The sequence below is a fragment of the Flavobacterium supellecticarium genome (assembly GCF_004801375.1).
In the GTDB taxonomy this organism is placed as follows: Bacteria; Bacteroidota; Bacteroidia; order Flavobacteriales; family Flavobacteriaceae; genus Flavobacterium; species Flavobacterium supellecticarium.
In genome coordinates this window covers 22,164-48,351 of sequence record NZ_SSNZ01000013.1, presented here as the reverse complement: position 1 = coordinate 48,351, position 26,188 = coordinate 22,164, and the positions used below count along the sequence as shown (strand labels likewise).

Below are 26,188 nucleotides of genomic sequence, written 5' to 3'. Positions count from 1 at the left end.
ACGCCGGGTTGATGACATTCATATTATACATGTATTGTGTATAATGTGGGTCTTGTTGTGCTGAGGCCTCTTTTAATCCGATCAGGGCTAAAAAGGCGGTCAAATATATTTTCTTCATTGGTATACTGTTTGTAGATAAAGTCCCTGCCCGATCACTCAGGCAGGTCTTTATATAATGTTACTGCTTATTTCTCTCTACTGATATAAACCCATCCGGTTTTAGTATCGCCTCCTTTTAACTCGATAACATAGAAATACGTGCCATCAGGTAACTCGCTTCCGCCTTTGGACTGACCAAACCACTGGTTGGTATAGCCCGTTCCGAAAGTATATACCTCAGCACCATAACGGTTGAAGATACCTAGTTTTTCTACATTAAATCCGGTTAAATCGAACGTGTCGTTTAATCCGTCATTGTTTGGCGAAATACCTTTCTGGATCTGACAGTATACTTGTTCAACGGTATATGGTAGTTCTAAAGAACATCCGGCACTACTGGTTACTTTCACTTTGAATATAGCCGGTAGATTTGGTGTATTCGAGCTAAAATATTCCGATACGTTAAATGTCGGACTGTCGTTTCCTACTGTCGTTCCATTGTTATTCGTCCATTGGAAATGGGCATTGCTTAGGTCAAGATTGCTATCCGAAGTTTGTACGGTCAATACAAATTGATTGGCAACACAGTCTCCGAAAATGGTAAACGCGAACGGCTCCTGTACGGTTACGGTTAATGTAGTCGTTTTAGCACATTGTCCGGCATTCGGTGTAAAGGTATAGGTTCCTGTTGCGGTATTGCTTACAGTAGCAGGTGACCAGGTTCCGGTGTATCCATCGAGCGATGTCGTTGGTAATACCGGTGCGACACTACCTGAACAGATCGGCGCTACAGCTGTAAAGCTTGGTTCCGGTGAAGGAATAACCGTGATGGTCATGGTTACCGGACTACCACACTGACCTGTTGTTGGGGTAAAGGTGTAGGTTCCGGTAGCGGTATTACTCACCGTTGCCGGTGACCAGGTTCCGGCTACGCCTTCGATAGATGTTGTTGGTAAGCCTGGTGCGGTACTGCCTTCGCAAATTGGCGCAATCTGGTTAAAGCTTGGTTGAACACCCGGATTAACAGTAACATTTACCGTTGCTGTTGCGCTACATCCGTTGTGGTTGATGGTTACCGTATAAGCACCCGATTGTGATACCGTGATCGTTCCGGTTGTATCCGGTAGTGGACCGTTAGTATCATGTGTCCAGGAATAGACTACGTCAGCAGGATTGTAATTGGTCGGTGTTACTACAATCTGACCACTTTGACCGGAACATAATGTTAAATCCGGAGTAATCGTAAACTGAGGTGTAAGATCCTGAACAATAAGGTTAAATGTTACAATCGTATGACATCCGGTAGTGTTGTTTTCTACCCGAACATAGATCGTCTCCTGATATTGTGTCGTGTTAGTATATGTTGTTGGAACTGTAATTGGGTTAACATCTCCGTCGGCATCGACCTGCGAATTATGGAAGGTAAGGGTATAATCCGCCGGATTCAGAGTACCTAAGATCGCACTATTATTTGTGGTAAGATCGAATGTCGCAAATCCGGAAGCATCACATACGGTCATGTTAGCTGGTGTATTCGCTGCGATTTGATCATAAAATTCTACAGACAGTGTATCCGATTGCGAACAGGTGGTTCCGTTGTATAAGGCACTAACTGTATAATCGCCTGTTTGTGTCACGGTTAATGATGGTCCGGTAGCACCTGGAATTACACCACCTGCCGCAGTCGACCATGTGAATGTGAAATCGGCAGGGTTTAATCCGGTGTCAATAGTATAGCTGTCGCCATAACAAACCGCCGTTCCGTCGGCAATTAGTAAGTCATCTCCCAGATCGACCGTACCAATGTTAAAACTTCCTGCTTTTAAGAATACGGCAGAGTCGAATTGGGTATCATTTCTATCGGCAATAACCAATTTAATATGATAGGTCGTATTTGGCGTTACAGCAGATTGTGCTGTCATTACTTTCGTCTGACCGTTAAAGTTGATGGAAGCATCTTCTTCATTCGGTTCGCCGTTATAAATGTCAAAATATTGTGCGTTTATAGACGGACAGCCCGGATTATAAGCATTGTCTCTAATTCGCGTTACCGAAATCGGATCGCTTGTTCCCGGTACTAAAGCCAGGTTCGTAGTGGTTCCGTTGGAATCGGTTAGGAAAAACGCAAAAGCATCCGAGAAATCACATTGATATGTTCCATATTCTTCTGACGCAAACAGGAAGTCGAAACTTAACTGGTTGGTAATCGGAACGAAATCAAATTCCAGAACAGTCGCATTACGATAAATGGTTAAATCCGGATCAAATCCAAGATTCTGGATGTAATTGAATAATTGTGTATCGCCCGGCCATGAATTGGTACCATCGCTTAGGTTAGAGGTATTTGGACCTTTAGCTTTTAAAGCATCTCCTGTCGATAGTATGATTCCACTTTCTAATGGGAAATTGGATCCGTTACGGGTAAAGTAAGCGATACCATTCGGGTTTCCGAAGTTTGTTCCGGTAGACCAGGTAATGTTGCTGATCTGCGCACAGGTAGAGCCGATCAATACATCCTGTACCAGTTGCGGAACCGTATACTGTGTATTGTTGGTTGCAATTGGTGGTGGTGGTGTCGCAACACATAAGTCAAAAGTACTGGTCTGACCCGGTGTGGAAGTATAAGTGTACACACGGATATAATAGGTCTGACCCACCACTAAGTTTTCTGCAATACTCGTTTCCGGATCGCTACAGTACAATTGTGTTAAGTTGCCACAAGTACCGGAATATACCGCATGGTATAAATCGCCGGTGCTCCCGCTTAGATTTAAAAGCTTGATGGAATGACGGGTGTTGGTAGCGGTAAATTGGTACCATACATCGTCATCGGCCGTTCCACCACAAGCGTTTGGTTGTGTCGAAGCTGTTGCACCAACTACAGTACCCGGGGTGGTTAGAGTACATACTTGTGTGTCGTTTACTGGTGCCTGAGTAGCAGCACTACATTCGTCATTAACCGGTTTGGTTGTGAATTTTTTACGGAAGGACCAGTTACTCTTATCTGTCGGACTACAAATAGCTCGGACAAATACGTCATAGGATGTTGACGGTGTTAATGTGCCTTCCGGAATGGTATATGGTTTTACCGAAGTAGTAATTACACCCGGTGGATTCGCTCCCGGTGCCGGATCTCCGGACGGAATAACTACAATCTCCCATTGGGTTGCACTTCCTATTTCAGTCCAGTCGATCATGGCACCAGTCTGAGTGATGTTGCTTATCGTTACAGCTGTCGGTCTTGGACAGGTTGGTACCGGACCACAGGTAACGGTTGCATCCCAACCCGAAGCGGTTACAATTCCGTCTGATTCGAATACAAATGTGATACACCCACCCGGAACAGAAGATTCGAATGGTCCCGGAAGGTTACCGTTTAAGTTTCCTGTAAAAGTACCTATTGGTGTTCCGGTTGCGCTGCTGCCATCATAAACGGTAAGAAAGTCGAATTGATTTTCAATGTTGAATTCATTAAACTCAATAGTTACAATATCGCCTGGATTTGCCGGGCAAATTGTAGTAGTGATATTCGAGTTGTTACTGTAGTTGCCAGTTGCACCGCCGCTATCATAAAAATGATCCCCGGCACAATAATCCGGTAAGGTTCTTTTTGTTGCAGGTCCGGTCCAGTAACTGGAATCGGTAGGGCTACAAACAGCTCTTACATAAATATCATAGTTGGTATCCGATGATAACGAACCAATCACATGGTTAGGATTGGTTGTTACGGTTATAATACCGGATGTTGGAGGCGTTGTGTTTGGAGAAGGAGAACCTGCCGGAAGGGCGATCACTTCCCATGTTGTAGCAGTTCCGGCTTCTGTCCATGCAGCCTGAATGGAGTTGGCAGTAGCTCCTGAAGCTGTTAATGCTGTAGGCTGCGGACACGTTGGGGGTACACAGTCGGTTGGACCGGTAAATAATAACGAATCCTGAGATCCTGTTCCCGGAGGTTTGGTATAGGCCGTTACGCCAAAAGGAGTAATCACGGTAAGACCTACTTCGGTCGGATAGCTACCATCCGGATTCCAGTAAACCTCATAAGGAATTCCGGAACACAAAGGTACCTGTACGGTAATCGGATTGGTTCCGTCTGTTGCAGTCGGTCCGGTTAATGTCGCAATGATAACACCATTTTGGCGGATATCGATCGTATTGCCATTCCATCCGTCGCCATAACTGTCGGTCATTACAAATGAGAAGTTACAGGCGTTGTTACATAACGGTAATTGGAATAGTTTTGGTCCCGACCATTGGCTATACGAACCATCCGGACATTTTGCCCGCACATAATATTCGTAATTGGATCCGGCTGTTAAAGCAGCACCGGCAAAAGTTGTAGTCGCGTTAAACGGTAAAACCGTTACGGTTGTTCCGGCTCCGGCTGGAATGCCCGATCCCGATGTCTGTACTACAACCTGCCATTCGGTAGCACCGCTTGGGTTACCCCAGGTTAAATCGGCTGAGGTCATGTTTAAGGTGCCTACTGCCAATGCTGTTGGTGGCGGACAGTTTACTTGTTGGATAACCAACGTATACGCTGTTGTTTGCGGTGATGCATTTGTGGAAATTAGGAAATAGTAGGTTGTACCTGCCGTTACCGGGAAGTTGGGTATATTCCGGATATTGGAATTCGAGTTTCCTACACCTGCCAAACAGCTGGTGCCAATATTGGCACAGTTATCATACACGAAAATACCCGAATAGGTAGCTGTTGGTGTCATAGAGATATCGATCATACCGGTGAATGTTGCGGTATAGGCATAAACTACATCATTACCGGTCAGGTAGTTGCCGGTTGCGCCACAGCCTGTAGCACCCTGGTTTCCTGATATATGATTTCCGTAATTTGCCGTATCGTCTGTAGTTGAATACGGTAAAGAGTTGATCATTATTGGTGCGGCACAAGTTTGTCCTAAGGATACAGTCGTAAAATAGAACGGTCCGACCCAGTTACTTGGGATACCGCCGGTACAGATAGAGCGCACTTTATATTGGTATACTGTTCCAGGTGCTATAGGTGTACCTGTTGAAGTGGTAGTAGCGGTATAAGGATTCGAGTTAATCACTTGTCCTACGCCTGTTAAAGGATCTGCAGAAGGGATTAATTCGATTTCCCATTGGGTAGAGCCACTTGGGTTATCCCACGAAAGCTGTGCCGAATTGGTCGTTATTGTACCGGCAACACCATTTGCAGGGTCCAGACATTGTTGTACCAGATTGATATCGTCAATCAGAAAACGATCCCCATCTGCAGAGGCACCGTTTTGGGTGTGCACTCTTACAAAGGCAATGTATATCTGCTGGTTGGCCGGAACCAGGTTGTTGAAGTTTACTACTTGTTCTACATAAGTACCCGGTGTCGGCGATATAGCCGTTTCCGATAATTCGATAATTTGTGTTGTAAATGTAGATAGGTCCGTTTGAGAAGTTGTAGAAACCCGGATCTGTAGTTTGGATCCCTGATCGCCGGCGCGACCATGTTGTGCATAAAAACGTAATTGTCCATTAGCAGGGGCGGTAACTAATGGTGAAATCAGCCAGTCTTCTTCGGTATTGCTGTTACCGATGTTGACCCGTTCAACCATGGCTGCATAGTTCCCGGTGTGTGGTGGTGAAGTTGTGGAGTTCAAGGGAGTTCGAATCCACAAGTTGGCGTTGGCAGGTCCCATTCCTATGCCGTTATGAGATATAACCCAGGTTCCTCCGGGGCCTGTTGGTGGGAAAGCAGTGCCTTCAAATCCTTCAGGAAATACTTGGGAGAAACCCACAAAACTCAATAATGACATAAAAATTAGTAGTGTAATTTTTTTCATAATTTAATTTATTGTGAATTTTGGTATTAATATTTTTTAAATGTAAAGTAAATTTGATTAAAAAATTATGCTAATGTTAAAAATAACAAAATATTGTTTTTTATATATGTTTTGTTACAAAAAATTTAAAGTGTTGTTTTTTTAGTCTTTTCAGTCGATTTTGATCAATATGTTTGTGAATGCCTGTTTTTTCAAGGGGTGGCGTTTTATTTGTGTTGCGTGATAAATGTTGGAAAAACGATATGGTTTTGTGTTTTTATAAAATCCCGATAGGGAAGCAGATTCAATACACCAAGCCAAACAAATGATTGACCAAGTCTTAAAAAAAAGAAAAGTGGGAGGGCGTAATTTAGTCGCTGTACAATAAAAAGATTCATTATGTTATACCGCTACTTTTTGCTTTTCGCCTTTTTTATGCTACCCACAATTGTCAAATCACAACCGGGATGGCGGGATTTTACAACACGCTATTATTATATGATTTTAGATCGGGAAGGCAATGAAATTTCCTTTGTGAAAAATAAAGCCTATAGTATCATCATCGACAGCGTGCAATATCGGTCGCCAGCTATTCCAAACGATTCCCTTCGGCCGGTTAAACGCTATCAACGGGAGGGATTTGATAATTATATCCGGATTAATGACTTTTCACTTCGGATTCCTCAGGGGAAATACAACAGTTATGTTCCTCTGGAAATTAAAATCATCCACCAAAAGGACACGATGTACCTCAACCAAACGACCGGAATAGGAAGCGGGTTTTCGGAACGATTGCGGATTAATGGACAAAAAGATAGCGAAGACACAAAGCCGGCTTCGGATTATAGCTTACGGTTTATTGGCGGGCGCTATTATTTTCCGAACTGGGCGAAAACGGTATGGGACAACAAACCGGAGCCTACAGGAGAAGTGGCATTTGTGAATCTTGATCAACGTCATTTTCGTATTCCTAAAGCATTGTATGATTCGCTGGCATTACGGAAAATAGACTATAGAACCCGCGATCAGCTAACGAAGCGCGCCGACGATTATGTGGTGCAAAATTTTAAACGGGGTTGTTTTTTACTTAATAAACGGATTGAACCGACGAAATTTTATAATCCGGCTTTGCCTTTTAAAGAACCCTATTGGGACGATGCACTTAATCCGACAAAAAATAAGGATGTTTTTTTCGGAAGGGTACGCTATAGCAAAGATTCGCTCAATGAAAGTAATTGGAAATATGTGTTTTCACTTTATGACAAACGGGAGAATTCCATTCGGCATTGGTTTCCGGTAAACGACATACACTCGTTTAGTAGTGGTTATTTGTATAAAAATCCATTCAATGGGGTTGTTTACCAGGAAGTGTGGCGTGTGGATAAGCAACAGATGGCGCAAAAAGGCTATATTCCACCTAAACGACACCTGTACCAATCGGATGACGAAGGACAAACATGGAAAGAAAGCCTTGAAATGACCCAAACTTTTACGAAACACGATCTGGAGCATATTGAATTTCTGGATTCCGATTTTGCGGTTGGTTACGGGCGAAAAGACGTACAACATAAAACAAGAAAATACACGATTAAACAAGTAACCTACTATCTTTTAAAAAATGGAAAAGCTGTCGACTCCATACAAATGGCAAACGATTTTTATGAGACTGTTAATTATCTGGAACGCCATAATCACAGTTGGTTTGCGGTGAATGACGCCATGGTGTTAGGAATCTGGAATTATAATTTTAACGGAGCGGTCGAAAAAAACTTCTTTCAGATTATACTTTTTAAAAATCAGAATGGCTGGCAATTTAAGGCCGAAGAAAAACAATATGTCCGTCCGGCAGTACTCGGTTGTATCAAAAGAAACTATAATACGTATACTGAATATCGCAATTTTAATTTGATCAATAAAAAAGAACTGAGGTTTAAAAATAATTCGGGAAGCTTGCGTTTACAAAATCAAGTTGCCGATCATCCGTGGAATTCCGGGGTGGTTGTTCTCGAAAAAGACGATCATATTTACCTGTTGGATAACAGCAATGGCTTTACTTATTTTTCCTTCGATCGTGGCAGGTCATGGTATATCTATCCGAAACCACTGGAACAGCGTTCGGATTATCAGTTTTTGGAAATTGATGATCAGGGTATAATTTCGTTTTTTAATCCTTCGAAACTCTATAAAGCATTTTACCAATTTATACCTGAATCATAAGTGTTGCTTTAGAGAAAGTAGCGAAATGATGCCCACAAAGGTCAGAATATCGTTTGAAACCTTTGTGGGTTGTCGGGTTCTATAATAAACAATTACCAATTGACATAGGTGAACTGGGTTTGCCAGGGGAGCCGTATCATACTGATTCCCCAGGATAGTTTGTCCATTAAAATATCCTGTGTTTTGCGTTCGACTATAAGTGTCTGACTGTCTACGGTTAATTTTCCGGGACGCTGAAAAAATTCGTGTTGTAACAATCCTACCGATGCCGTTTTCATAGCACTCCAGTTTTGTTGTACGGCTCCGATTACTTTTGCTGCTTCGGTTTTCTGTTTCCGTGTAAGTTTAATATGCCGGTTAATACTTTGGTGTAGTGGAAAATTACACAAATATTTTTCGAAAAGCATCGCACTTTCGGATTGGTTGGTTTTTCCGGTAGCAATATAATGTAACAGATGAATACCGGTTTCCGGATCGGTAAGTGTATTTGTTTTGGGATCCATCAGATTGCAATGTTTAAAAAGATTGGCAATAAAAGGATGAATCAGCACAAGTCCTGCATTTTGTATCTGAAGGTCATTCAATACCTCATCGGTTATCGGAGTTTTCTGCTGTGTTGTTTGGAATAACTCAGGAGTGATTTTATTTTGATCCGTTTTTTGGAATTCTTCTTTATCCGGATGCTTCTGGTCGCTTTCGGATGTCTTTTCGGATGTCTTTTCGGATGTTTTGTTTTTTGTCTCGTTTTTTGTCTCGCTGTTTGTCTCGCTGTTTGTCTTGTTCTTTGTCTTGTTCTTTGTCTCGCGGAATGTACTATAGGGAACACGCTGTTCGATAAAAGGAAAAATAGCTTTTATTTCATTCCAGATCTGTTCTTCGGTTTCCGGATTTTTTGCTGCTTTTAAGAGCGGTATTGTTTTTGTAATCTGTTGAATTATAGTTGTTTCTGGGTTTTGAAGCTTGTTCGATACGAGTGTGGATATGGTTTGTAAAATTAAAGACCATAGCACTTTTCGATCGGCAAAAGACGATCCGGAAAGTTGTTTTATAACAGCACTTTTAAGTGCGATTTTTAAACCTTTAGATTGTATTACGGCCAAACAGATTTGTGCGATCTGGGCATCGGTGAACTGATTGATAATACGTTCCTGTACTTTTGGTTTTTGGATACTGAATACAATTTTGGCTACAAAAGCTTTTTCGGAAATGATTTTTCTAAACGGAATGGATTCAAAAATAGCAGCCGATGTTTCATTGGTATCCCACCAGGGCATAGTACCAGTTTCTATAAAATGAATAAAGGTTTTTAACAATTTTTCGGTTTCTCCCAGAAAATGGACTCCGGGATTTTCGGAAGTCCCATAATTCGGATTCCAATCATAATTTGAGTCGTAGCCATGATCAGAACCATAATTCGGATTTTCGTTATGATTTTGTCCGTAGCGCGGATTTTGACCATGATTCGGATTTTGACTATTACGTGAGTTTTGACTACGACCTTGGTTCTGATGTAGCTCCTGATTCTGGTTTTGATTACGACTTTGGCTCTGGTTCTGATTTTGCCCGCCATTTGGATTTTGCCCATTAGGCTGACCTTGATCATAGTTCGGGATCGGGTTTTGCCCGTGATTTTGGTTGTGATTTTGGTTGTGATTTTGGTTGTGATTTTGTCTTTGGTTACGGTTTTGTCCGTTATTCAGACGTTGTTCATCATTCCAACTTGGTTCGTAATCTTGATTTTGTCCTACAACCTGATTTTGTCCATTGTTTTCATGTTGCCTTTGGTTGTACTGTTGATCTTGGCTGTGTTTTGGGTTATAATACTGATTTAGGTTTAGATGTCGTCGCTGACTTAGATACGGATTCAGATGCTGACCCGATCCGTTTTTTATTATTTCTGCAAGTTCCTTTCTGAACGCTGTTATAACGTCGTTTTTTAATGTGGTGTTTAATGTTGTATTTGATGATGATTCACAATGATTGATGTCGACAACCAACTGTGCAATCTGTAAAGTGTGAGCCGGTATTTTGGCCTGTACAGTGTTAAGGTGTTTTTCAAGTTTAGGGAAAACATCCATAGCTAAAAAGCTACTGATATCATCTTTGATTGCATACGCCTTTTTCCTGTTGTTAACCGAAACTTCAATGACAACTTTATGTATAATATGGGTGTGTTCCACTGTGCAATTATTTTATAAGTCAGCTACTTCTAAATTATTCGAATTCTCCGCCCCAAAAACCAGCCGGGCAGCTACTATATTTTGACTTTTGCTTGGCACTTAGCCTGCAACCACAACCTCTTATATAGCCTTCTCTTGGCATTTTTGAAACTTCTAATGTCAATGGATCGATCCATCGTTGCGTATCGCAGCTGTTGCCGTTTTTTAAAGGGCAGGCATTACAGATGGTTTCCCTTTTTGCAAAAATGTGTTCGTCGCTTTCATTTGTGAATCCGATTTTAGAACGAAACTCATTAAAATGACCATCCGCAATCTCATTGCGTTTTTGGAAAAGATTTTTAAAATTCATCGGGTTTAGTATTAAAATTATACCGCCAAAATTATTAGAAGTGATCGCATCAGGCTAGTTATTAGTCGTCTGGATTCTGTCTTTGCAGTAGATCGTAATTTGAAAAAAAAGATGAAATATGACGCAACCCTTTGCAAAATATGGGGATACAGGAAGAAACGATAACCATCAGTTTTAGGGTTCTGTTTTCTGCTAAAATAAATGGATATCCGACCTTTTTTTAATGTAAGTGCGATGAGGTGCTTTTAAAATGGTTCGTTTATAGAATTTATAGGCTATTTTCTGTAGTTTCACTGTTAATATCGCCCTTTTTTTTGATGTATAAGTATGGCAAAAAGAGGTTTTTTAATTTTAGTTGGTGCGAATTGCCTCTTAATCGCTTGACTTCATGCGGGATTGCGGTCTGAAAAGAGTATGCAATTTTAGGTAAATCACCTGTTTTTAAATAGCACTATATCAGTGTGTTATAATTTATTTTTTGTTGATTTTCAAAATTGCCCGTAAAAACGACTTACTGCAAAGACAGTTTTACGGGGGCAAAATATTCGTTTTTTCGGAAGCTGTGATTGTATGTTTGCATCGTGATAATCAACAATAGAAAATTATGATTTATAAAGTATTAAAAGCATTAAGCGACAAGCTTGATCATGAACTAAATCTTCCGGATCCGGATTGCCCGGTTCAGGAGCCGGTAGATGTGGTGATTGATAGTATAGCAAAAGAAGATAATGATGCGACAGCGATTAGCAATAAGGTGGTCATTTCATTGTTGAGCGCAGAGGAAGAATCGGCATTAAAAAATACATCAAGGTATGAGCCTATTTATCCTGAAGGTTCTACGGTACCCAGAGGTTATAAGAAAAAGAATCCGACCGCTTATCTAAACCTGTATGTAATGGTTGCGGCTAACCGTGATAACTATGAAATCGCCCTTCGGAATATTTCTAAAGTGATTCAAACCTTTAATACCGAGAAGACTTTTGTTAATGAAGCGCAGGGATTCAGTATTAAATTACAACTACACCCACTTCCTTTTGATCAGTTAAGTTATGTGTGGGGATTGCTTGGAGGTAAAGTAATTCCGTCTGCTTTATACAAAATAAGCATTGTGAAAATCCAGAAAAAAGGAGAAACATATCCGGAAATAATCGAGGATATCGATATCCTAAGAAGAGAAAAAAAAATCTAAGAAAATTATTATTAACCTAAATTTTTAAAACATGTCAGAATTTAAAACTCCGGGCGTTTTTATAGAGGAAATCCCAAAGTTTCCGCCTTCTGTAGCTCAGGTAGAAACGGCAGTACCGTCATTTATCGGCTATACTGAAATAGCGGAAGACAAAAACAAACCCTTGAAAATGGTGCCGACAAAGATCAGCTCTTTGATGGACTATGAAACGTACTTTGGAAAAGCCAATAAAGAAAGTATCAAATTACAAGATACTGTAGGTGAAGGCTTGACCCTGGTAAAACCGAATGTAAAGTTCCTAATGTACTATTCTTTGCAAATGTATTTTGCAAATGGTGGTGGTCCGTGTTATATCGTGTCTGTAGGGCCTTATGGTACCGATGTAGTCAAAGATGATCTTAAGTCGGGTCTGGAAGCTTCTGCTTTACAGGAAGAATCAACAATTGTGGTGTTTCCTGATGCGGTATCATTAACCGATCAGGAAGAATTTTATGCACTTTACCAGGATGCTATCGCACAGGCCAACGATTTAAAAAACAGATTCGTGATCATGGATACTTTCCTTGGTGAATCAAAAAGTGAAGACGAGGAAACTGGTTTTAATACGGTTGAATTTCTTCGAAACAGAATCGCACGAACAATGCATGCTGCAGCGTATTTCCCGCATTTGAAGACCGTATTGAATTACCGTTTCGATGAAGACGTAGCAATCGATCATGCCGGATTGCAGCCAGCCGATGCTACAGGTGGTTTCTTCGCAGCTTCTGTGGCCGATTTGGAAGCATTAATCCTTCTTGCTACTGCCGAATTGGCCGGAGTAACAGAAGAGGAACCTGTTGATAGAGAAGCGCTTATTGATATTGTAGAAAGTGTTATTGCTATCGTAGAAGAAGTGAAGGTTACGGCTGATAGTGAAATTTCGTTAACTGCAATTCAAGGGTATTTACAAGCCTTTAAGAATGAAGATGCAAATCTTGTTATCGGGACTATTACCAGCATTATTACCACTTTAAAAGATGCAGTAAGTCTGGCACAGGACAAAAAAGGAGATGCACACGGATTAAAACTGGGTGAGTTAAAAACTACAAATTCCGTTTTATACAATCAGATTAAAAAAGTAATCGGCGAATTAAAGGTGGTATTACCGCCGTCGGCTACAATGGCTGGAGTATATGCTAAAGTTGATGGTACACAAGGGGTGTGGAAATCACCGGCGAATTTAGGACTTAACTATGTAATCGCACCAACCCAAAAAATTTCAAACAAAGAACAGGAAAGCTTAAACGTAGATACAAACGGAAAATCGATTAATGCAATCCGTACGTTCACCGGTAAAGGAAACTTGGTTTGGGGTGCCAGAACGTTCGATTCAGAAGACACAGAATGGAAATATATCTCGGTGCGTCGTCTTTTTGATATGGTTGAAAAATCAGTTCAAAATGCAATGCAGCGATTCGTTTTCGAAACCAATGACGCCAATACTTGGGTAAAAGCGAAAACCATGATCGAAAACTACCTGAACCAGTTATGGATGAGTGGTGCCTTAGCGGGACCAACTCCGGAAAAAGCCTACTACGTTATCGTTGGTAAAGAAACAACAACTGATCAGGACGTTTTGGAAGGAAGAATGAATATCGAAATCGGTATGGCAGCAGTTCGCCCTGCAGAATTTATTGTGTTGAACTTTTCACACAAATTACAAGAAGCATAAAAATTAGATAAACAATTAAATACAGCAAATTATGAATGAATATCCATTAGCGAAGTTTTCCTTCGAAGTTGATTGGGGTGGAACAAAATTAGGTTTCACGGAGGTTACCGGAATGCAGATTGAAACTGACGTTACGGAATACAGACACGGAGCCAGCCCGGACTTCAGTAAAATCAAAATGCCGGGACTTAGAAAGTTCTCCAACATCACGTTAAAACGTGGTTCTTTCAAAGGAGACAACGAGTACTTTACGTGGTTGAACACCATCAACCTGAATACAGTAGAGCGTCGTTCGGTTACGATTTCTCTTTTAGACGAAACCGGAGCACCAGCAATTACCTGGAAAGTGAAAAATGCATTCCCTGTTAAATTACAGGCCAGCGACTTAAAAGCAGATGCAAGTGAAGTAGCTATCGAAACTTTAGAGATCGCTCACGAAGGATTAACAATCGAAAACAATTAATAAATAACTTTTAAATTAAAACACATGAATTACAAAACACCAGGGGTTTACGTAGAGGAAATTGTAAAATTCCCACCATCAGTGGCGCAAGTAGAAACAGCTATTCCGGCTTTTGTTGGATATACTGAAAAAGGACCAAAAAATGACCCAACAAGAATTGCTTCCTTAATGGAGTATGAAACACTTTTTGGAGGTGCAGAATTTGAAAAAACAGCAATCACATTAGACGTACTTGATGAAGTAGCTACAGCAACGGTAACGGCAGCCAATTTAAGTAAATTTAAAATGTACTACGCATTGCAAATGTATTTTGCAAATGGCGGTGGTCCTTGTTATATCGTTGCTGTAAATCATTATAAAACAGGAACTACAGTAAATGCAGTGGATTTTGACGAGTTGGTAGACGGACTAGACCTATTGGAAAAAGAGGATGAGCCAACATTAATCGTGTTCCCGGATGCTGAAGCTTTAGGACAAATCGACGCTTGTACTTTATACGTGAATTCCTTAAATCAGGCAGAAAAAATGGGCGACCGTTTTGTGATTATGGATGTAATTGGGGATCTTGAAATTTTCAGAACTAAAGTTGAAGCAACCGGTTTAAAATATGGAGCAGCTTACCACCCAAAATTAGAAACGGTTTTGAGCTACAACTATAAAGATGAAGAAGTTGCAATTTCGACCTATAAAAAGACACTTCCAAACGGAACAACACAAACTGTAGCGGATGCACCGGAATTTCTTAGTGAATTAAAAGGAAATAACTCGGCTTTATACAACCAGGCGAAAAAAGCAATTGCTGCACAACGTGTTGTTTTAGCACCGTCATCAGCAATCGCAGGAGTTTATGCAAAAGTGGATAGCACTTCTGGAGTGTGGAAAGCACCGGCAAACATTGGTCTTAACTATGTAATTGCTCCGGTTGAGAAAATTTCACACAAACAACAGGAAAGCTTAAACGTTGACTCTAAGTATGGGAAATCAATCAATGCAATCCGTACTTTTAACGGTAAAGGTACTTTAGTTTGGGGTGCCAGAACATTAGACGGAAACAGCAACGAATGGAGATATGTATCAGTTCGTCGTTTCTTTAACATGGTTGAAGAATCTGTTAAAAACGCAACAGAACGTTTTGTATTTGATGCTAACGATGCGAAAACATGGACACGTGTAAAAGCCATGATCGAAAATTTCCTAAACCAACAATGGATGAGTGGTGCTTTAGCGGGATCAACTCCGGAACAAGCCTACTATGTGAGCGTTGGTTTAAACGAAACAATGTCGGCTCAGGATATTTTAGAAGGTAGAATGATCGTTGAAATCGGTATGGCAGCAGTTCGCCCTGCAGAATTTATCGTGTTACGCTTTTCACACAAATTACAAGAAGCATAAAAATTAGATAACAATTTAAATACAAAAAATTATGAATGAATATCCATTAGCAAAGTTTTCCTTCGAAGTTGATTGGGGTGGAACGAAATTAGGTTTCACAGAAGTTACCGGAATGCAGATTGAAACTGACGTTACGGAATACAGACACGGAGCGAGTCCGGATTTCAGTAAAATCAAAATGCCAGGACTTAGAAAATTCTCGAACATCACGTTAAAACGCGGTTCTTTCAAAGGAGATAATGAGTACTTTACTTGGTTGAACACGATCAACTTGAATACAGTAGAACGTCGTTCGGTTACGATTTCACTTTTAGACGAAACCGGAGCACCAGCTATTACCTGGAAAGTGAAAAACGCATTCCCGGTTAAATTACAGGCTAGTGACTTGAAAGCGGACGCCAGTGAAGTTGCTATCGAAACATTGGAGATTGCTCACGAAGGATTAACTATTGAAAATAACTAGTCATGGCAGGCTTATATCCTCCAACAAGCTTTTCGTTTACAGTTAGCGGAGTAGCATCAGAGGGTATTGACTCCAGATTTCAATCTGTATCTGGATTATCTACAGAAATTGGAACTGAAGAGTATGCAGAAGGAGGCGAGAACCGATTTGTTCATCAACTTCCACTGCGTCCAAAATATCCTAATTTGGTTTTAAAGCGTGGGCTTGTAGAAGACTCCGGATTGATTGAATGGTGTAGAGCTGCCATGGAACGATTCGAGTTCGCACCCAGAGATTTAGTCATTACACTTTCAGGTGGAACGGATTCAACAGCACCATCTATGTCTTGGAATGTTGTGGGGGCCTATCCGGTAAAATGGGATGTGTCCGAATTTAACGCCGAAGAAAGTAAACTGGCTATTGAAACGATAGAACTCAAATACAGATATTACACAATACCTTAAGCAAGCGGCCTAAGCTTGTAATTTGAATAGCAAAACTAAACACATAAAGTGTATTAGTTAAAGGTAAAATCTTAACTAAATCTTTTTTAAAAAAAGGCGACAGTTTGATTGTTGAAATCAACCTGAATGGACGCTTTATGTGTTTGGTTTTTTAATAAATAGCGCTTTAAAGTGCTTATTGTCAGTATTTAAAGCGTTTACTAATCCATTAAAAGCAAACGAAATGCCAATAGAAATAAAAGAACTACATATTAAGATAAATGTGGACGAAAATGCATCCGGTACAACTGCCGATTCGGCAGATATGGAAGGAATCATGCGGGCAATCAGCGAAAGCGTAGAACAAATAGTAACTATTGAACAACGTAAAAAAGAAAGATAATGGGAGGATCAATTCAAAAATTAACTATTGGAACCTATAAAGATTCAAACTATGAAACCCGAATCTTAATGGGCGCTTTTAAAGCTTTTATCAATCCTGCTGGTTTTTCCATGACCTATAAATCAAATTTTGCAAAAGATCAGGCAATGGGTAGTTCGAAAGCGGATTTGAAATACGCCAATTCGGTTCCGTCGGATTTACAATTAGATTTTCTTTTTGATGGAACAGGTGTGTCGGAATCAAATGCCCTTAATAAAGCACTTAGCAGTGCGGCGCAAAAAGCCGGACAGGGATCGGCATTCGCAGCCGCCGCAGTGGCAAAACAAATAAAAGATTTTTATAAGGCTACAGGACAACTTGAAGGACGAATTCATAAACCCTATAATGTGATCATCAACTGGGGTGATTTTGAATTTATGGGATTTCTGTCGGAGTTTACCATCGAATATAAATTATTCAATAATGAAGGAAGACCGTTACGAGCCATCGGAAAAGCAAAATTCACAGAATCCATTAGCCCGGAACTCGCAGCAAAAACAGATAAAATGAGCTCGCCCGATCTTACCCATAAACGAACGGTAGTAGACGGTGATACATTGCCTTTGATGACCGAAAGAATTTATGGAGACTCGAAATACTATCTGGAAGTTGCCAAAGTTAACGGTATCATCAATTTCAGACAATTAATTCCTGGACAAGAATTATTCTTTCCACCTATAGCAAAAATATAATAAGATGAATAATAGCGGCTACATACAAACAGCAAAAACTCCCGACCTGGTAACCTTTAAAGTGATGTCAGGAGGCACAGAACTGCCCGTTCAATACGGCGTAAAAAGTATTGTGGTAGAAAAAGAAGTGAACAGGATTCCACATGCCCGCATTGTTATTTTAGATGGAAGTGCTCCGGATCAGGACTTTAAACTAAGTGGTGAAAATCTGTTGATTCCGGGAAAGGAAATTGAAATTACGGTAGGATACCATTCCAAAGAGGAGACCATTTTTAAAGGGGTTGTGGTCAAACATAACTTAAAAGTTAAAAACGGATCGACGTTCCTGATTGTGGAGTGTAAAGACAAAGCCGTGAAGATGACTCTGGGGCGAAAAAGCAAGTATTTCTACGAAAGTAAAGACAGCGATATTATTGAAGAATTGATCGGAAATAGTGGCGCAACCGCAGATGTCGAAACGACTGCAAAAACGCATAAGGAATTGGTTCAATACCGTGCTTCCGATTGGGATTTTATGGTAACCCGTGCACAGGCCAATGGAAAGCTTTGTTTTGTGGACGACGGTACCATTAAAGTAGCCAAACCAAAAGTGAGTGGCGAAGCAGTAGAAACCGTAGCCTTTGGTTCTTCTGTTCATGAGTTTGACGGCGAAATCGACGCCAGAGATCAGTTTAGTACAATCACCGCTTCTTCGTGGAGTTATACCGATCAGGAAATCGTAGAAGCTGAAGCGCAGGATCCTGGAATTACACTCAATGGTGATCTTTCACCAAGTGATCTGGCTGCTGTTTTCGGAATCGAAGACCTGCAATTGCGACACGGAGGTAAGATAACTCAGGAAGAACTACAAGACTGGAGCGATGCCAAAGCTACTTTTCAGCAACTGGCAAAATCACGCGGAACCGTAACATTTCAAGGGATTCCGAAAGTAAAACCAGGGGTTTTATTAAAATTAGAAGGCTTAGGAAAACGATTCAACGGTACCATTTATGTCACCGGTGTACGCCATGAAGTTACAGAAGGAAACTGGTTGGCAACAGCACAATTTGGATTAACACCAACATGGTTTTCAGAAACGTATGATGTGAGCGAAATGCCGGGATCCGGGATTATGCCAGCCATTAGCGGATTACATGTTGGCGTAGTGTCACAATTGGAATCGGATCCGGATGGAGATGACCGAATTCTGGTGCAAATACCGATTATTAACAATGAAGAAGAAGGAATCTGGTGTCGTGTAGCAACACTTGATGCCGGGGAAAACAGAGGCTCTTTTTTCAGACCGGAAATTGGCGATGAGGTTATTATTGGTTTTATAAATGACGATCCGAACGATGCCGTAGTCCTGGGAATGTTGCACAGTAGTGCCAAACCGGCACCGATAACAGCCACCGATGACAATCATGAAAAAGGATTTGTGACCCGAAGTGAAATGAAAATGATTTTCAATGATGACAAAATTTCCTATACACTCGAGACACCGGCTGGTAAGAAAGTGATTTTAGACGAAGATGCCGATATTATAAAAATTGAAGATGAACATTCGAACGTACTGACTTTTAAAAGTGATGGTATTACGATGGAAAGTGCAGGAGATATTAAAATTAAAGCCTCCGGAGATGTAAGTATCGAAGGAACCAATGTAAAACTGAAAGCCAGCGCACAGTTTAAAGCCGAAGGAAGTTCCGGTTCGGAAGTATCCTCAGGAGCAGTAACCGTAGTCAAAGGATCGCAGGTAAAAATCAACTAAAAAACGATAAGGATCGCGATGACGAAAAAAGAATGCAAAGGAAGCGGGCCTTACGATCTGAAAAAATTATAAATAACAATATATGAAACCAGCAGCACGAATCACAGATATGCATACCTGCCCGATGGTCACTGGAAATGTACCTCATGTAGGCGGACCTATATTGCCGGCCGGCGAACCGACCGTATTAATTGGCGGAATGCCCGCAGCAAGAGTAGGCGACAAAGCAATCTGTAGTGGTCCACCCGATACGATAGCGGCCGGATCATCGACCGTTTTAATAGGCGGGAAACCGGCAGCACGACAAGGCGATACCACTGCACATGGAGGTGTCATATCGGCGGGCATGCCCACCGTATTAATTGGTGGATAGTGCTGTATTATGATATTTAAACGCAGTAATGGCTACCCGTATTCGGCCAGGCCTGAAAACTGAACCAGCTATAACCACACCCAAGTAGACTAAGGCATCATATTACCGATAAACGAGTACAATAAAAAAATATATAAAGAACAGTATGAAAATAAATACAGATTTTTTAGGAATAGGTTGGAGTTTTCCGCCTGAGTTTAATAAAGCAGAAGGAGGCGTGACGATGACTACTGATGTTGAAGATATCAATAACAGTTTACTAATCCTTTTGTCTACGCGACCAGGAGAACGGGTCATGTTTCCAAACTATGGTTGTGATTTACAGGAAATGCTTTTTAAGCCCCTGGAACTAACACTAATCACACAAATGAAAGGGATTATTGAACGCGCCATTTTGTACCATGAACCCCGAATCAATATTATCAGTATTGAAATTGATACTACAGAAGAACTGGAAGGACAGGTGTTGATACATATCGATTATGAAGTAAGAAATACCAATACGAGAAGCAATGTTGTTTTTCCTTTCTATAAAGGAGAAGCTACAGCAATCTAAACGACTTGTAATGACTGTAACCCCATTCGATTTTGCTAGAATAGTTTACATCAAGTAGTGCATCTGACCATAGAAAATTAAATATAAACAAATGAAAAAAATAGATACATTTTCGCATTATCGTGACGGAAAATCACAAATGCAACGCTTTTTAACAGAACTTGATCCCAGTAATCTTGAATTGCACGATTTCGATTTGTTTGATTGGCTACTCTTTGCTAACAATTTTGCCACTCATGTAAATTATTTTGATAAAAATGATGCAACAACACCTAACGGAACCTGGGAAGGCTTTTTTTTAGGTGCCGATGATTATTCCATTCCGCGTAGGGAAAGTGTTGCTTACAAAAGCCTGAAAAAAGAGGTTACAGAACTTGTCGCTCAATTTGAGAAAGATGGAAGTCTTACGCCTCACATGACGTTATTTATCTGCTTTATTAAGTTGATGGATTTTTCGAAAAAGGCATTTAATAATCTTACCAAAAGACATTTGGATTTCTATTACAATGAAATTCTTCAGATCGAAAAACAAGATGCTAAAGCGGATAAAGTTTATGTGATTTTCGAATTAGCCAAAAAAGCAATCCAGGAAAGAGTGCCGGAAGGGACTTTGCTCGATGCTAAAAAAGATGCAACAGGTAAAAAACGTGTTTTTAAGACCGAAAAAGAACTTATTGCCAGTCAGGCAAAAGTGGTCGAACTTAAAAGCTTTTTAAACGATAAAACAAAAAAAGAACTAAAAATAGCCCGTGCGGTTAATACTTTAGACGGAATCGCCGAAAAACTACCGGAAACCAGTAATTATTGGTGGCCTTTTGGATACAATTCGAACGAATCCAAACCGGATAAATCGGACTTTAAAGAACTTGAAAATGCCAAACTGGGTTTTTCAATCGCTTCCTCATTGCTAAATTTAAAAGAAGGAGAACGTACCGTAACCGTTACGATTAGCTTTCGAGACAACGGAACCTCAAAATTAGCAGCTTTACGACTTGATGAAATTGAAAACAATATCAAATTGTTTTATAGCGGTGAAAAAGAATGGGTATCCGGTAGTGCAATAAGATGTACTGTAAACGACGCTAAAAGTTTAGTGTTAACCTTTACGCTTACGAAAAATTTTCCGGCCGTGGTGGGCTATAATAAAGAAGTGCTGGGTGGAACATTCCTGACCGATTTTGCCATTGCGCGATTTATGATCGAAGGAAACAGGTATTATGATCTTTATGAGGCACTGGCTGAAAAAGAAATCGAAAACGTAGTTATTGCCGTTGATGTAAAAGGGGTGAAATCCATTTTGGTTGAAAACGACAGTAGTGCGCTAAATCCGGAAAAAGATTATTTCCCATTTACCGGACAACCGGTAACAGGATCTAATTTTTACATTAAGTATCCGGAGATGTTTGCTAAAAAATGGGATAAAGCATCGATTACAATCAATTGGAAAAATACGCCGGAATCGATAAGAGATCTTTATCAGGGCTATACGATTAAACCCAATGTTGTGGTTTCGAAAAATTCGTTTAGCGCTGCTAAAACGAAGAGCTCCGTTGTGGTTCAAGACGATCATTTTAAAGCAAATGCTTTTCTTTTGGAAAAAGAAGGGTGGACTATAAAAGGAACAGATATCCAGTTGTACCAAAAAACGGAAACCGGTTATCAAACGAATTTTACAATCCAAAACTCAGGTTCTGTTGCAGGAACTTCCGAGTCGATCCGATTAACCTTAAAACAATCGGCGTTACAGGATGTGTATCCAAAATTATATACACTGGCATTAACCAGCGGTGAGACTAATGTTCTAATCCCGAATGAACCGTATATCCCGGTAACCGAAAATGTCGAGTTGAACTATTCGGCTTCAGAAAGCGCTTATACGGGCCGAAGTACTTTGGTAAAGAATGTAAAAGCATTAAACATACTGGACACCGTTGCTACGAACCGAAGTATTCTGACAAAGAATGTGAAATCATTAAACCTGGATAGCGTTGCTGTGAAACCAAACATTCTGGTAAACAGTGTGAAATCTGCAAAAAACAAAGAAGTAACCTTGTTTTATGAAGATGCATTTGGTCAGTTTGAAAAAGAAATGGCTGCACCTAGTATTGTGCCGGTTCACGAAGTTGGAGGCGAATTATTCATTTGCTTAGATGCCAGGCCAAGTGAAACGGTATCGCTGTTAATCCAGGCTTTGGAAGGAAGTGAAAACACCTTGGCCGATACCTTCGAAGAGAACGAAAATATTCAATGGGACATTCTTTCTAAGAATACATGGAGAAGTCTTAGAAATGATATCCTGACTAACGAGACGAAACGATTCCTGGAATCCGGAATTGTGAAATTTAAGATTCCGAAGGATATTGATATAAATACAACCTTATTTGAGAAAAAAGGAATATGGATCCGGGCGAAAACAAAACGAAGCTACGACGCCGTATGTAAAATTCAGGGAATTTATACACAAGCGGTTCGGGCTACTTTTCAGAATCAGGATAACGATTTGACACACCTGGATCACGGATTGGAAGCCGGTACGATTGCAAAACTACTTACAAGAGTACCGCAGATCAAATCGGTGAGTCAGCCTTATAATTCTTTCGACGGAAAATATAAAGAAAGCGACGCGGCTTTTTACAGACGTGTTAGCGAACGATTACGACACAAAAACAGAGCGATTACACAATGGGATTATGAGCAACTTGTTTTGCAGGAATTTCCAGATGTTTTTATGGTGAAATGTTTGAACCATACCTCCGAAAAATCATTTATGGCTCCTGGTCATGTGACCCTGGTTGTGATTCCGAATACCAAAAATAAAAATGCATTCGATAGCTACCAGCCACGGGTAAGTCGGGCCAGCTTGAATAAAATTCAAAACTATGTTAACGGATTAAATTCAATGCATGTGCAGACGCATGTTATCAATCCAAATTATCAGGAAGCCACTGTGAAAATTGAAGCAAGATTCCATAATGAATTTGATGAAGCTTTCTATAGCAAACAATTGGACGAGGATATTAAAAAATTTATATCGCCTTGGGCGTTTGGAGATTCTGATGTTGTTTCGTTTAATATGAAACTTAATGTAAATCACTTGATTAATTATTTGGAACAACTTTATTATGTTGACTATATCGACAGTATACAGGTAACGGTTAATGGTGAAATACAGACAAAATATTTAATTGAAGTAGATCCGAAATCCATATTAGTATCCGCAAAACAACATGAAGTGGCTATTGCTAAACAGGTATGTATTTAAACAAAACAAATAGATAAAAAATAGATAATTATGTCAGAAAATAGTCATATTAGTATACCTAAAAAAGTTGAAACGGAAGACCAGTTAGATTTTCAGTTCCTACGAAAGACAGGTATTCAATACATAGAAGAACTGGGTAGTAAACTTTGGACCGATTATAATTCTCATGATCCCGGGATCACTACGTTGGAAGTGTTAAGTTATGCCATTACCGATCTGGGGATGCGTATGAATCTTAATATGGAAGATATTTTGTCTTCGAATGAAGTGGGTCAAGGTATTGATAGCCAATTTATTGAAGCGGCCGATATTCTGCCTTCAAGGCCTTTAAATGAGCTGGATTACAGGAAGTTATTTATCGATGTTGGTTTAAAATCAGGAAGCAGCCGCGCTGTAAAAAATTGTTGGTGGCGTCCTCGGACTGAATTGATTTATGCCGATTGTGATTCAACAAAACTGGCGTTAAATCCGGACGATTTAGTAGGTGCGGCCAAAATAAAAAGCTTTCCGGTAAAAGGGCTTTATGATCTTTATGTAGAATATGGAGAAGACCTTGAAGGAGAAGAAACAACCGATATATGCGACAGATCGAATACCCGAATCAAAATCCTGGAGCGCTATCATGCCAATAGAAACCTTTGTGAGGATTTGGTTGATATCAAGGAAATTGAAACGCAAAGTATCGCGGTTTGTGCCCGAATTGGCGTTACAAACAAAGCCGATGAGGAACTGGTACACGCTAAAGTATTGCGAAGTATCAACAATTATCTGTCACCGGAAGTACATTTCTATTCCTTAAAACAGATGCTTGACAAAGGCTATACAACCGATCAGATTTTTGACGGACCGCTTTTGGATAATGGTTTTATCGATACAGAAGAACTTAAGAACAGTCAGCTAAGAAAAGAAGTACGACTGTCCGATATCATCAATGTGATTATGAAAGTTGAAGGCGTTCAGGAAATCAAAGAAATTTCTATCGCCGGATGTGACGGCACTTTACAACAAAGTGACGAATGGGTAATCTGTATTGCAGAAGGACGTAAGCCGGTATTGTGTGAGCAAAGTTCTTTTAGCTATTCCAAAGGATCGCTTCCACTAAATATCAACCGTAAAAAAGTAGACGAATACCTGGAAAAATTCCGTCAGGAGCAGGAAGCACTTCGCGAAGATGCACGATTAAACAAAACATTGGAAATCCCTAAGGGAACGGCCTATGACCTGGGGAATTATGCTTCTATTTTAAACGAATTCCCGGATACCTATGGTGTAGGAACCTCCGGAATTATTGGAAATCCAAGTGTGGAAAGAGAAGCACTTGCCAAGCAGTTGCAAGGGTATTTGTTGTTTTTTGATAAAGTACTGGCCAGTTATTTCAAACATCTTGAAAAAGTAAAAGAAATACTGAGTGTAAACGGTAAACTGAAAAGAACCTATTTTACTCAGGCACTTAAAGGAATCAATGGTTTTGAAAGTCTGGTTAAGAATTATGTAACCAACAATGATGATGTACTTACCGATGCTTTATATGAAGAACTGGACAATAGTGTAGAACGAAGAAACGAACTTCTGGATCACCTGATTGCCCGGTTTGCAGAAACATTTAGCGATTATACCTTCCTGATGAAAACACTTTACGGAGTGTCTACAGATGAAATTGTATTGCGAAACAAAGAAGTTTTCCTGAGCGAGTACAGTACATTGAGTGCCGATAGAGGATTGGGGCATAATTATACCCTAACCGCCGATGACGATATATGGAATACCAGTAACGTTTCCGGAGTACAAAAAAGAATTGCGCGATTGTTGGGGATGAAAGATTACAACCATAGAAATGTATCCAATTCGCCAGTGCAAATTATTGAAGTTACAGAAAACGGTGCCAGGGCTTTTAAATGGAGAATTAAGGATACCACTACGGATAATACTGTTATTCTAAGTGGTGTTAAAAGCTTCAAAATTGAATATGGCGCTACAAGTACGTTAAACGAAGCGGTTTTTCAAATCATTCAGATTGATCAGGAAGATCTTGAAAACAAGCTGGATATCACTTTTGTAGGTGGTGAACGCATCGGAAACATCATGGTTCGCCGATCGGAAATGGATAATTTCTATCTGGAAGTTGTAGACGATTCCCCGGAGCCGGTAGTGATCGCATGCCATAAAAAAAATAACCCGTACACGTCGCAGGATGCCTTAAGAACAGGAATCCGTAATCTGGTGGATTATTTCAAATATCGCTTTACAGAAGAAGGAATCTTCCTGGTGGATCACCTGACGTTAAAACCAACGGTTAAGAATTATGATTTGATGGGTGGTATTGGCTGTATGGCTATTGAAGACACTTTTGTAGTGATGTATGATGGCGATGGTGGCTCTGGTGCTGCCGATCCGAATGCTTTTATGACCACCTGTGAAGACGGTTGTGAGGACGATATTTTTGATCCGTATTCCTACCGTGTCAGTATAATACTTTCCGGATATGCCTATCGTTTTTCAGATTATGATTTTAGACGCTATGCCGAAACGGTTATCCGACAGGAACTTCCGGCACATGTTTTAGCAAAAATTTGTTGGGTTGGCGACAGACAGGGTGAGGTCGAAACAGCTATGAATGATCTGGCGAATTTCGAAAAGACCTATAAGAAATTCCTTCTCGATAAAGCACGAAATAATATTAGCAGTTTGGGAAGCAGTACTACAGCATTATTGAATGCGCTAACCAGCTTAAATAATATCTATAAGCCGGGAAGGCTGTTAGACTGTGCCGTGGACGATAACGACAGTCTGGATGGAAAAATCATACTAGGACAATCAAACATATAAAACAGAA

At 40.3% G+C, this 26,188-nt stretch carries 18 protein-coding genes; 14 read left to right on the top strand and 4 right to left on the bottom strand.

From position 1 onward, the window contains the following. Together E6C50_RS17315 and E6C50_RS17310 are read right to left on the bottom strand one after the other, a co-directional pair. Positions 1-118, bottom strand: a 118-nt coding sequence (locus E6C50_RS17315) for a type IX secretion system membrane protein PorP/SprF (protein WP_136404509.1), incomplete at its 3' end; no start/stop codon positions are given. Positions 119-185: 67 nt separating this feature from the next. Beyond that, positions 186-5,915 (bottom strand): choice-of-anchor L domain-containing protein, encoded by a 5,730-nt coding sequence (locus tag E6C50_RS17310; protein WP_136404508.1) that lies wholly within the window; start codon positions 5,913-5,915, stop codon positions 186-188. Positions 5,916-6,293: 378 nt separating this feature from the next. Here E6C50_RS17310 and E6C50_RS17305 point away from each other — a divergent pair, with 378 nt between their 5' ends. Then, positions 6,294-8,111, top strand: coding sequence for a hypothetical protein (locus E6C50_RS17305; protein ID WP_211089562.1), 1,818 nt, complete (start codon positions 6,294-6,296; stop codon positions 8,109-8,111). A 92-nt stretch (positions 8,112-8,203) separates the two neighbouring features. On the opposite strand, the gene E6C50_RS17300 is transcribed toward E6C50_RS17305, so the two are convergent. Then, positions 8,204-10,291 (bottom strand): contractile injection system tape measure protein, encoded by a 2,088-nt coding sequence (locus tag E6C50_RS17300; protein WP_136404506.1) that lies wholly within the window; start codon positions 10,289-10,291, stop codon positions 8,204-8,206. A 34-nt stretch (positions 10,292-10,325) separates the two neighbouring features. Beyond that, positions 10,326-10,640, bottom strand: coding sequence for a hypothetical protein (locus E6C50_RS17295; protein WP_136404505.1), 315 nt, complete (start codon positions 10,638-10,640; stop codon positions 10,326-10,328). A 604-nt stretch (positions 10,641-11,244) separates the two neighbouring features. Between E6C50_RS17295 and E6C50_RS17290 the strand changes: the two genes are divergently transcribed. From E6C50_RS17290 to E6C50_RS17235, 13 genes are all read left to right on the top strand, one after another. Continuing rightward, the gene (locus tag E6C50_RS17290; RefSeq protein ID WP_136404504.1) at positions 11,245-11,829 is read left to right on the top strand and encodes a DUF4255 domain-containing protein; all 585 of its coding nucleotides are present in this window, start codon (positions 11,245-11,247) and stop codon (positions 11,827-11,829) included. 31 nt (positions 11,830-11,860) lie between these two features. Further along, the gene (locus E6C50_RS17285) at positions 11,861-13,540 is read left to right on the top strand and encodes a phage tail sheath family protein (RefSeq protein WP_136404503.1); all 1,680 of its coding nucleotides are present in this window, start codon (positions 11,861-11,863) and stop codon (positions 13,538-13,540) included. A gap of 31 nt (positions 13,541-13,571) precedes the next feature. Further along, entirely contained in the window at positions 13,572-14,003 is a 432-nt protein-coding gene (locus tag E6C50_RS17280; RefSeq protein ID WP_136404501.1) for a phage tail protein, read from the top strand. A gap of 24 nt (positions 14,004-14,027) precedes the next feature. Next, the gene (locus tag E6C50_RS17275; protein ID WP_136404502.1) at positions 14,028-15,395 is read left to right on the top strand and encodes a phage tail sheath family protein; all 1,368 of its coding nucleotides are present in this window, start codon (positions 14,028-14,030) and stop codon (positions 15,393-15,395) included. A gap of 31 nt (positions 15,396-15,426) precedes the next feature. Then, positions 15,427-15,858: a phage tail protein gene (locus E6C50_RS17270; protein ID WP_136404501.1), complete on the top strand. Its 432-nt coding sequence runs from the start codon at positions 15,427-15,429 to the stop codon at positions 15,856-15,858. A 2-nt stretch (positions 15,859-15,860) separates the two neighbouring features. Continuing rightward, positions 15,861-16,301, top strand: a complete 441-nt coding sequence (locus E6C50_RS17265) for a phage tail protein (protein ID WP_136404500.1) — start codon at positions 15,861-15,863, stop codon at positions 16,299-16,301. A 223-nt stretch (positions 16,302-16,524) separates the two neighbouring features. After that, positions 16,525-16,683, top strand: coding sequence for a DUF5908 family protein (locus E6C50_RS17800; protein WP_168732852.1), 159 nt, complete (start codon positions 16,525-16,527; stop codon positions 16,681-16,683). Beyond that, positions 16,683-17,414, top strand: coding sequence for a CIS tube protein (locus tag E6C50_RS17260; RefSeq protein WP_136404499.1), 732 nt, complete (start codon positions 16,683-16,685; stop codon positions 17,412-17,414). The genes E6C50_RS17800 and E6C50_RS17260 overlap by 1 nt, the downstream gene beginning before the upstream one ends. A 4-nt stretch (positions 17,415-17,418) precedes the next feature. Then, positions 17,419-19,164, top strand: a complete 1,746-nt coding sequence (gene vgrG, locus E6C50_RS17255; protein ID WP_136404498.1) for a type VI secretion system tip protein VgrG — start codon at positions 17,419-17,421, stop codon at positions 19,162-19,164. Positions 19,165-19,246: 82 nt separating this feature from the next. Next, positions 19,247-19,537, top strand: coding sequence for a PAAR domain-containing protein (locus E6C50_RS17250; protein WP_136404497.1), 291 nt, complete (start codon positions 19,247-19,249; stop codon positions 19,535-19,537). 145 nt (positions 19,538-19,682) lie between these two features. Continuing rightward, positions 19,683-20,093, top strand: coding sequence for a GPW/gp25 family protein (locus tag E6C50_RS17245; RefSeq protein ID WP_136404496.1), 411 nt, complete (start codon positions 19,683-19,685; stop codon positions 20,091-20,093). 91 nt (positions 20,094-20,184) lie between these two features. Beyond that, the gene (locus tag E6C50_RS17240) at positions 20,185-23,355 is read left to right on the top strand and encodes a baseplate J/gp47 family protein (RefSeq protein WP_136404495.1); all 3,171 of its coding nucleotides are present in this window, start codon (positions 20,185-20,187) and stop codon (positions 23,353-23,355) included. Positions 23,356-23,385: 30 nt separating this feature from the next. After that, complete coding sequence (locus E6C50_RS17235; protein ID WP_136404494.1) at positions 23,386-26,181, top strand: hypothetical protein; 2,796 nt, start codon at positions 23,386-23,388, stop codon at positions 26,179-26,181. The last annotated feature ends 7 nt before the right edge of the window (positions 26,182-26,188 follow it).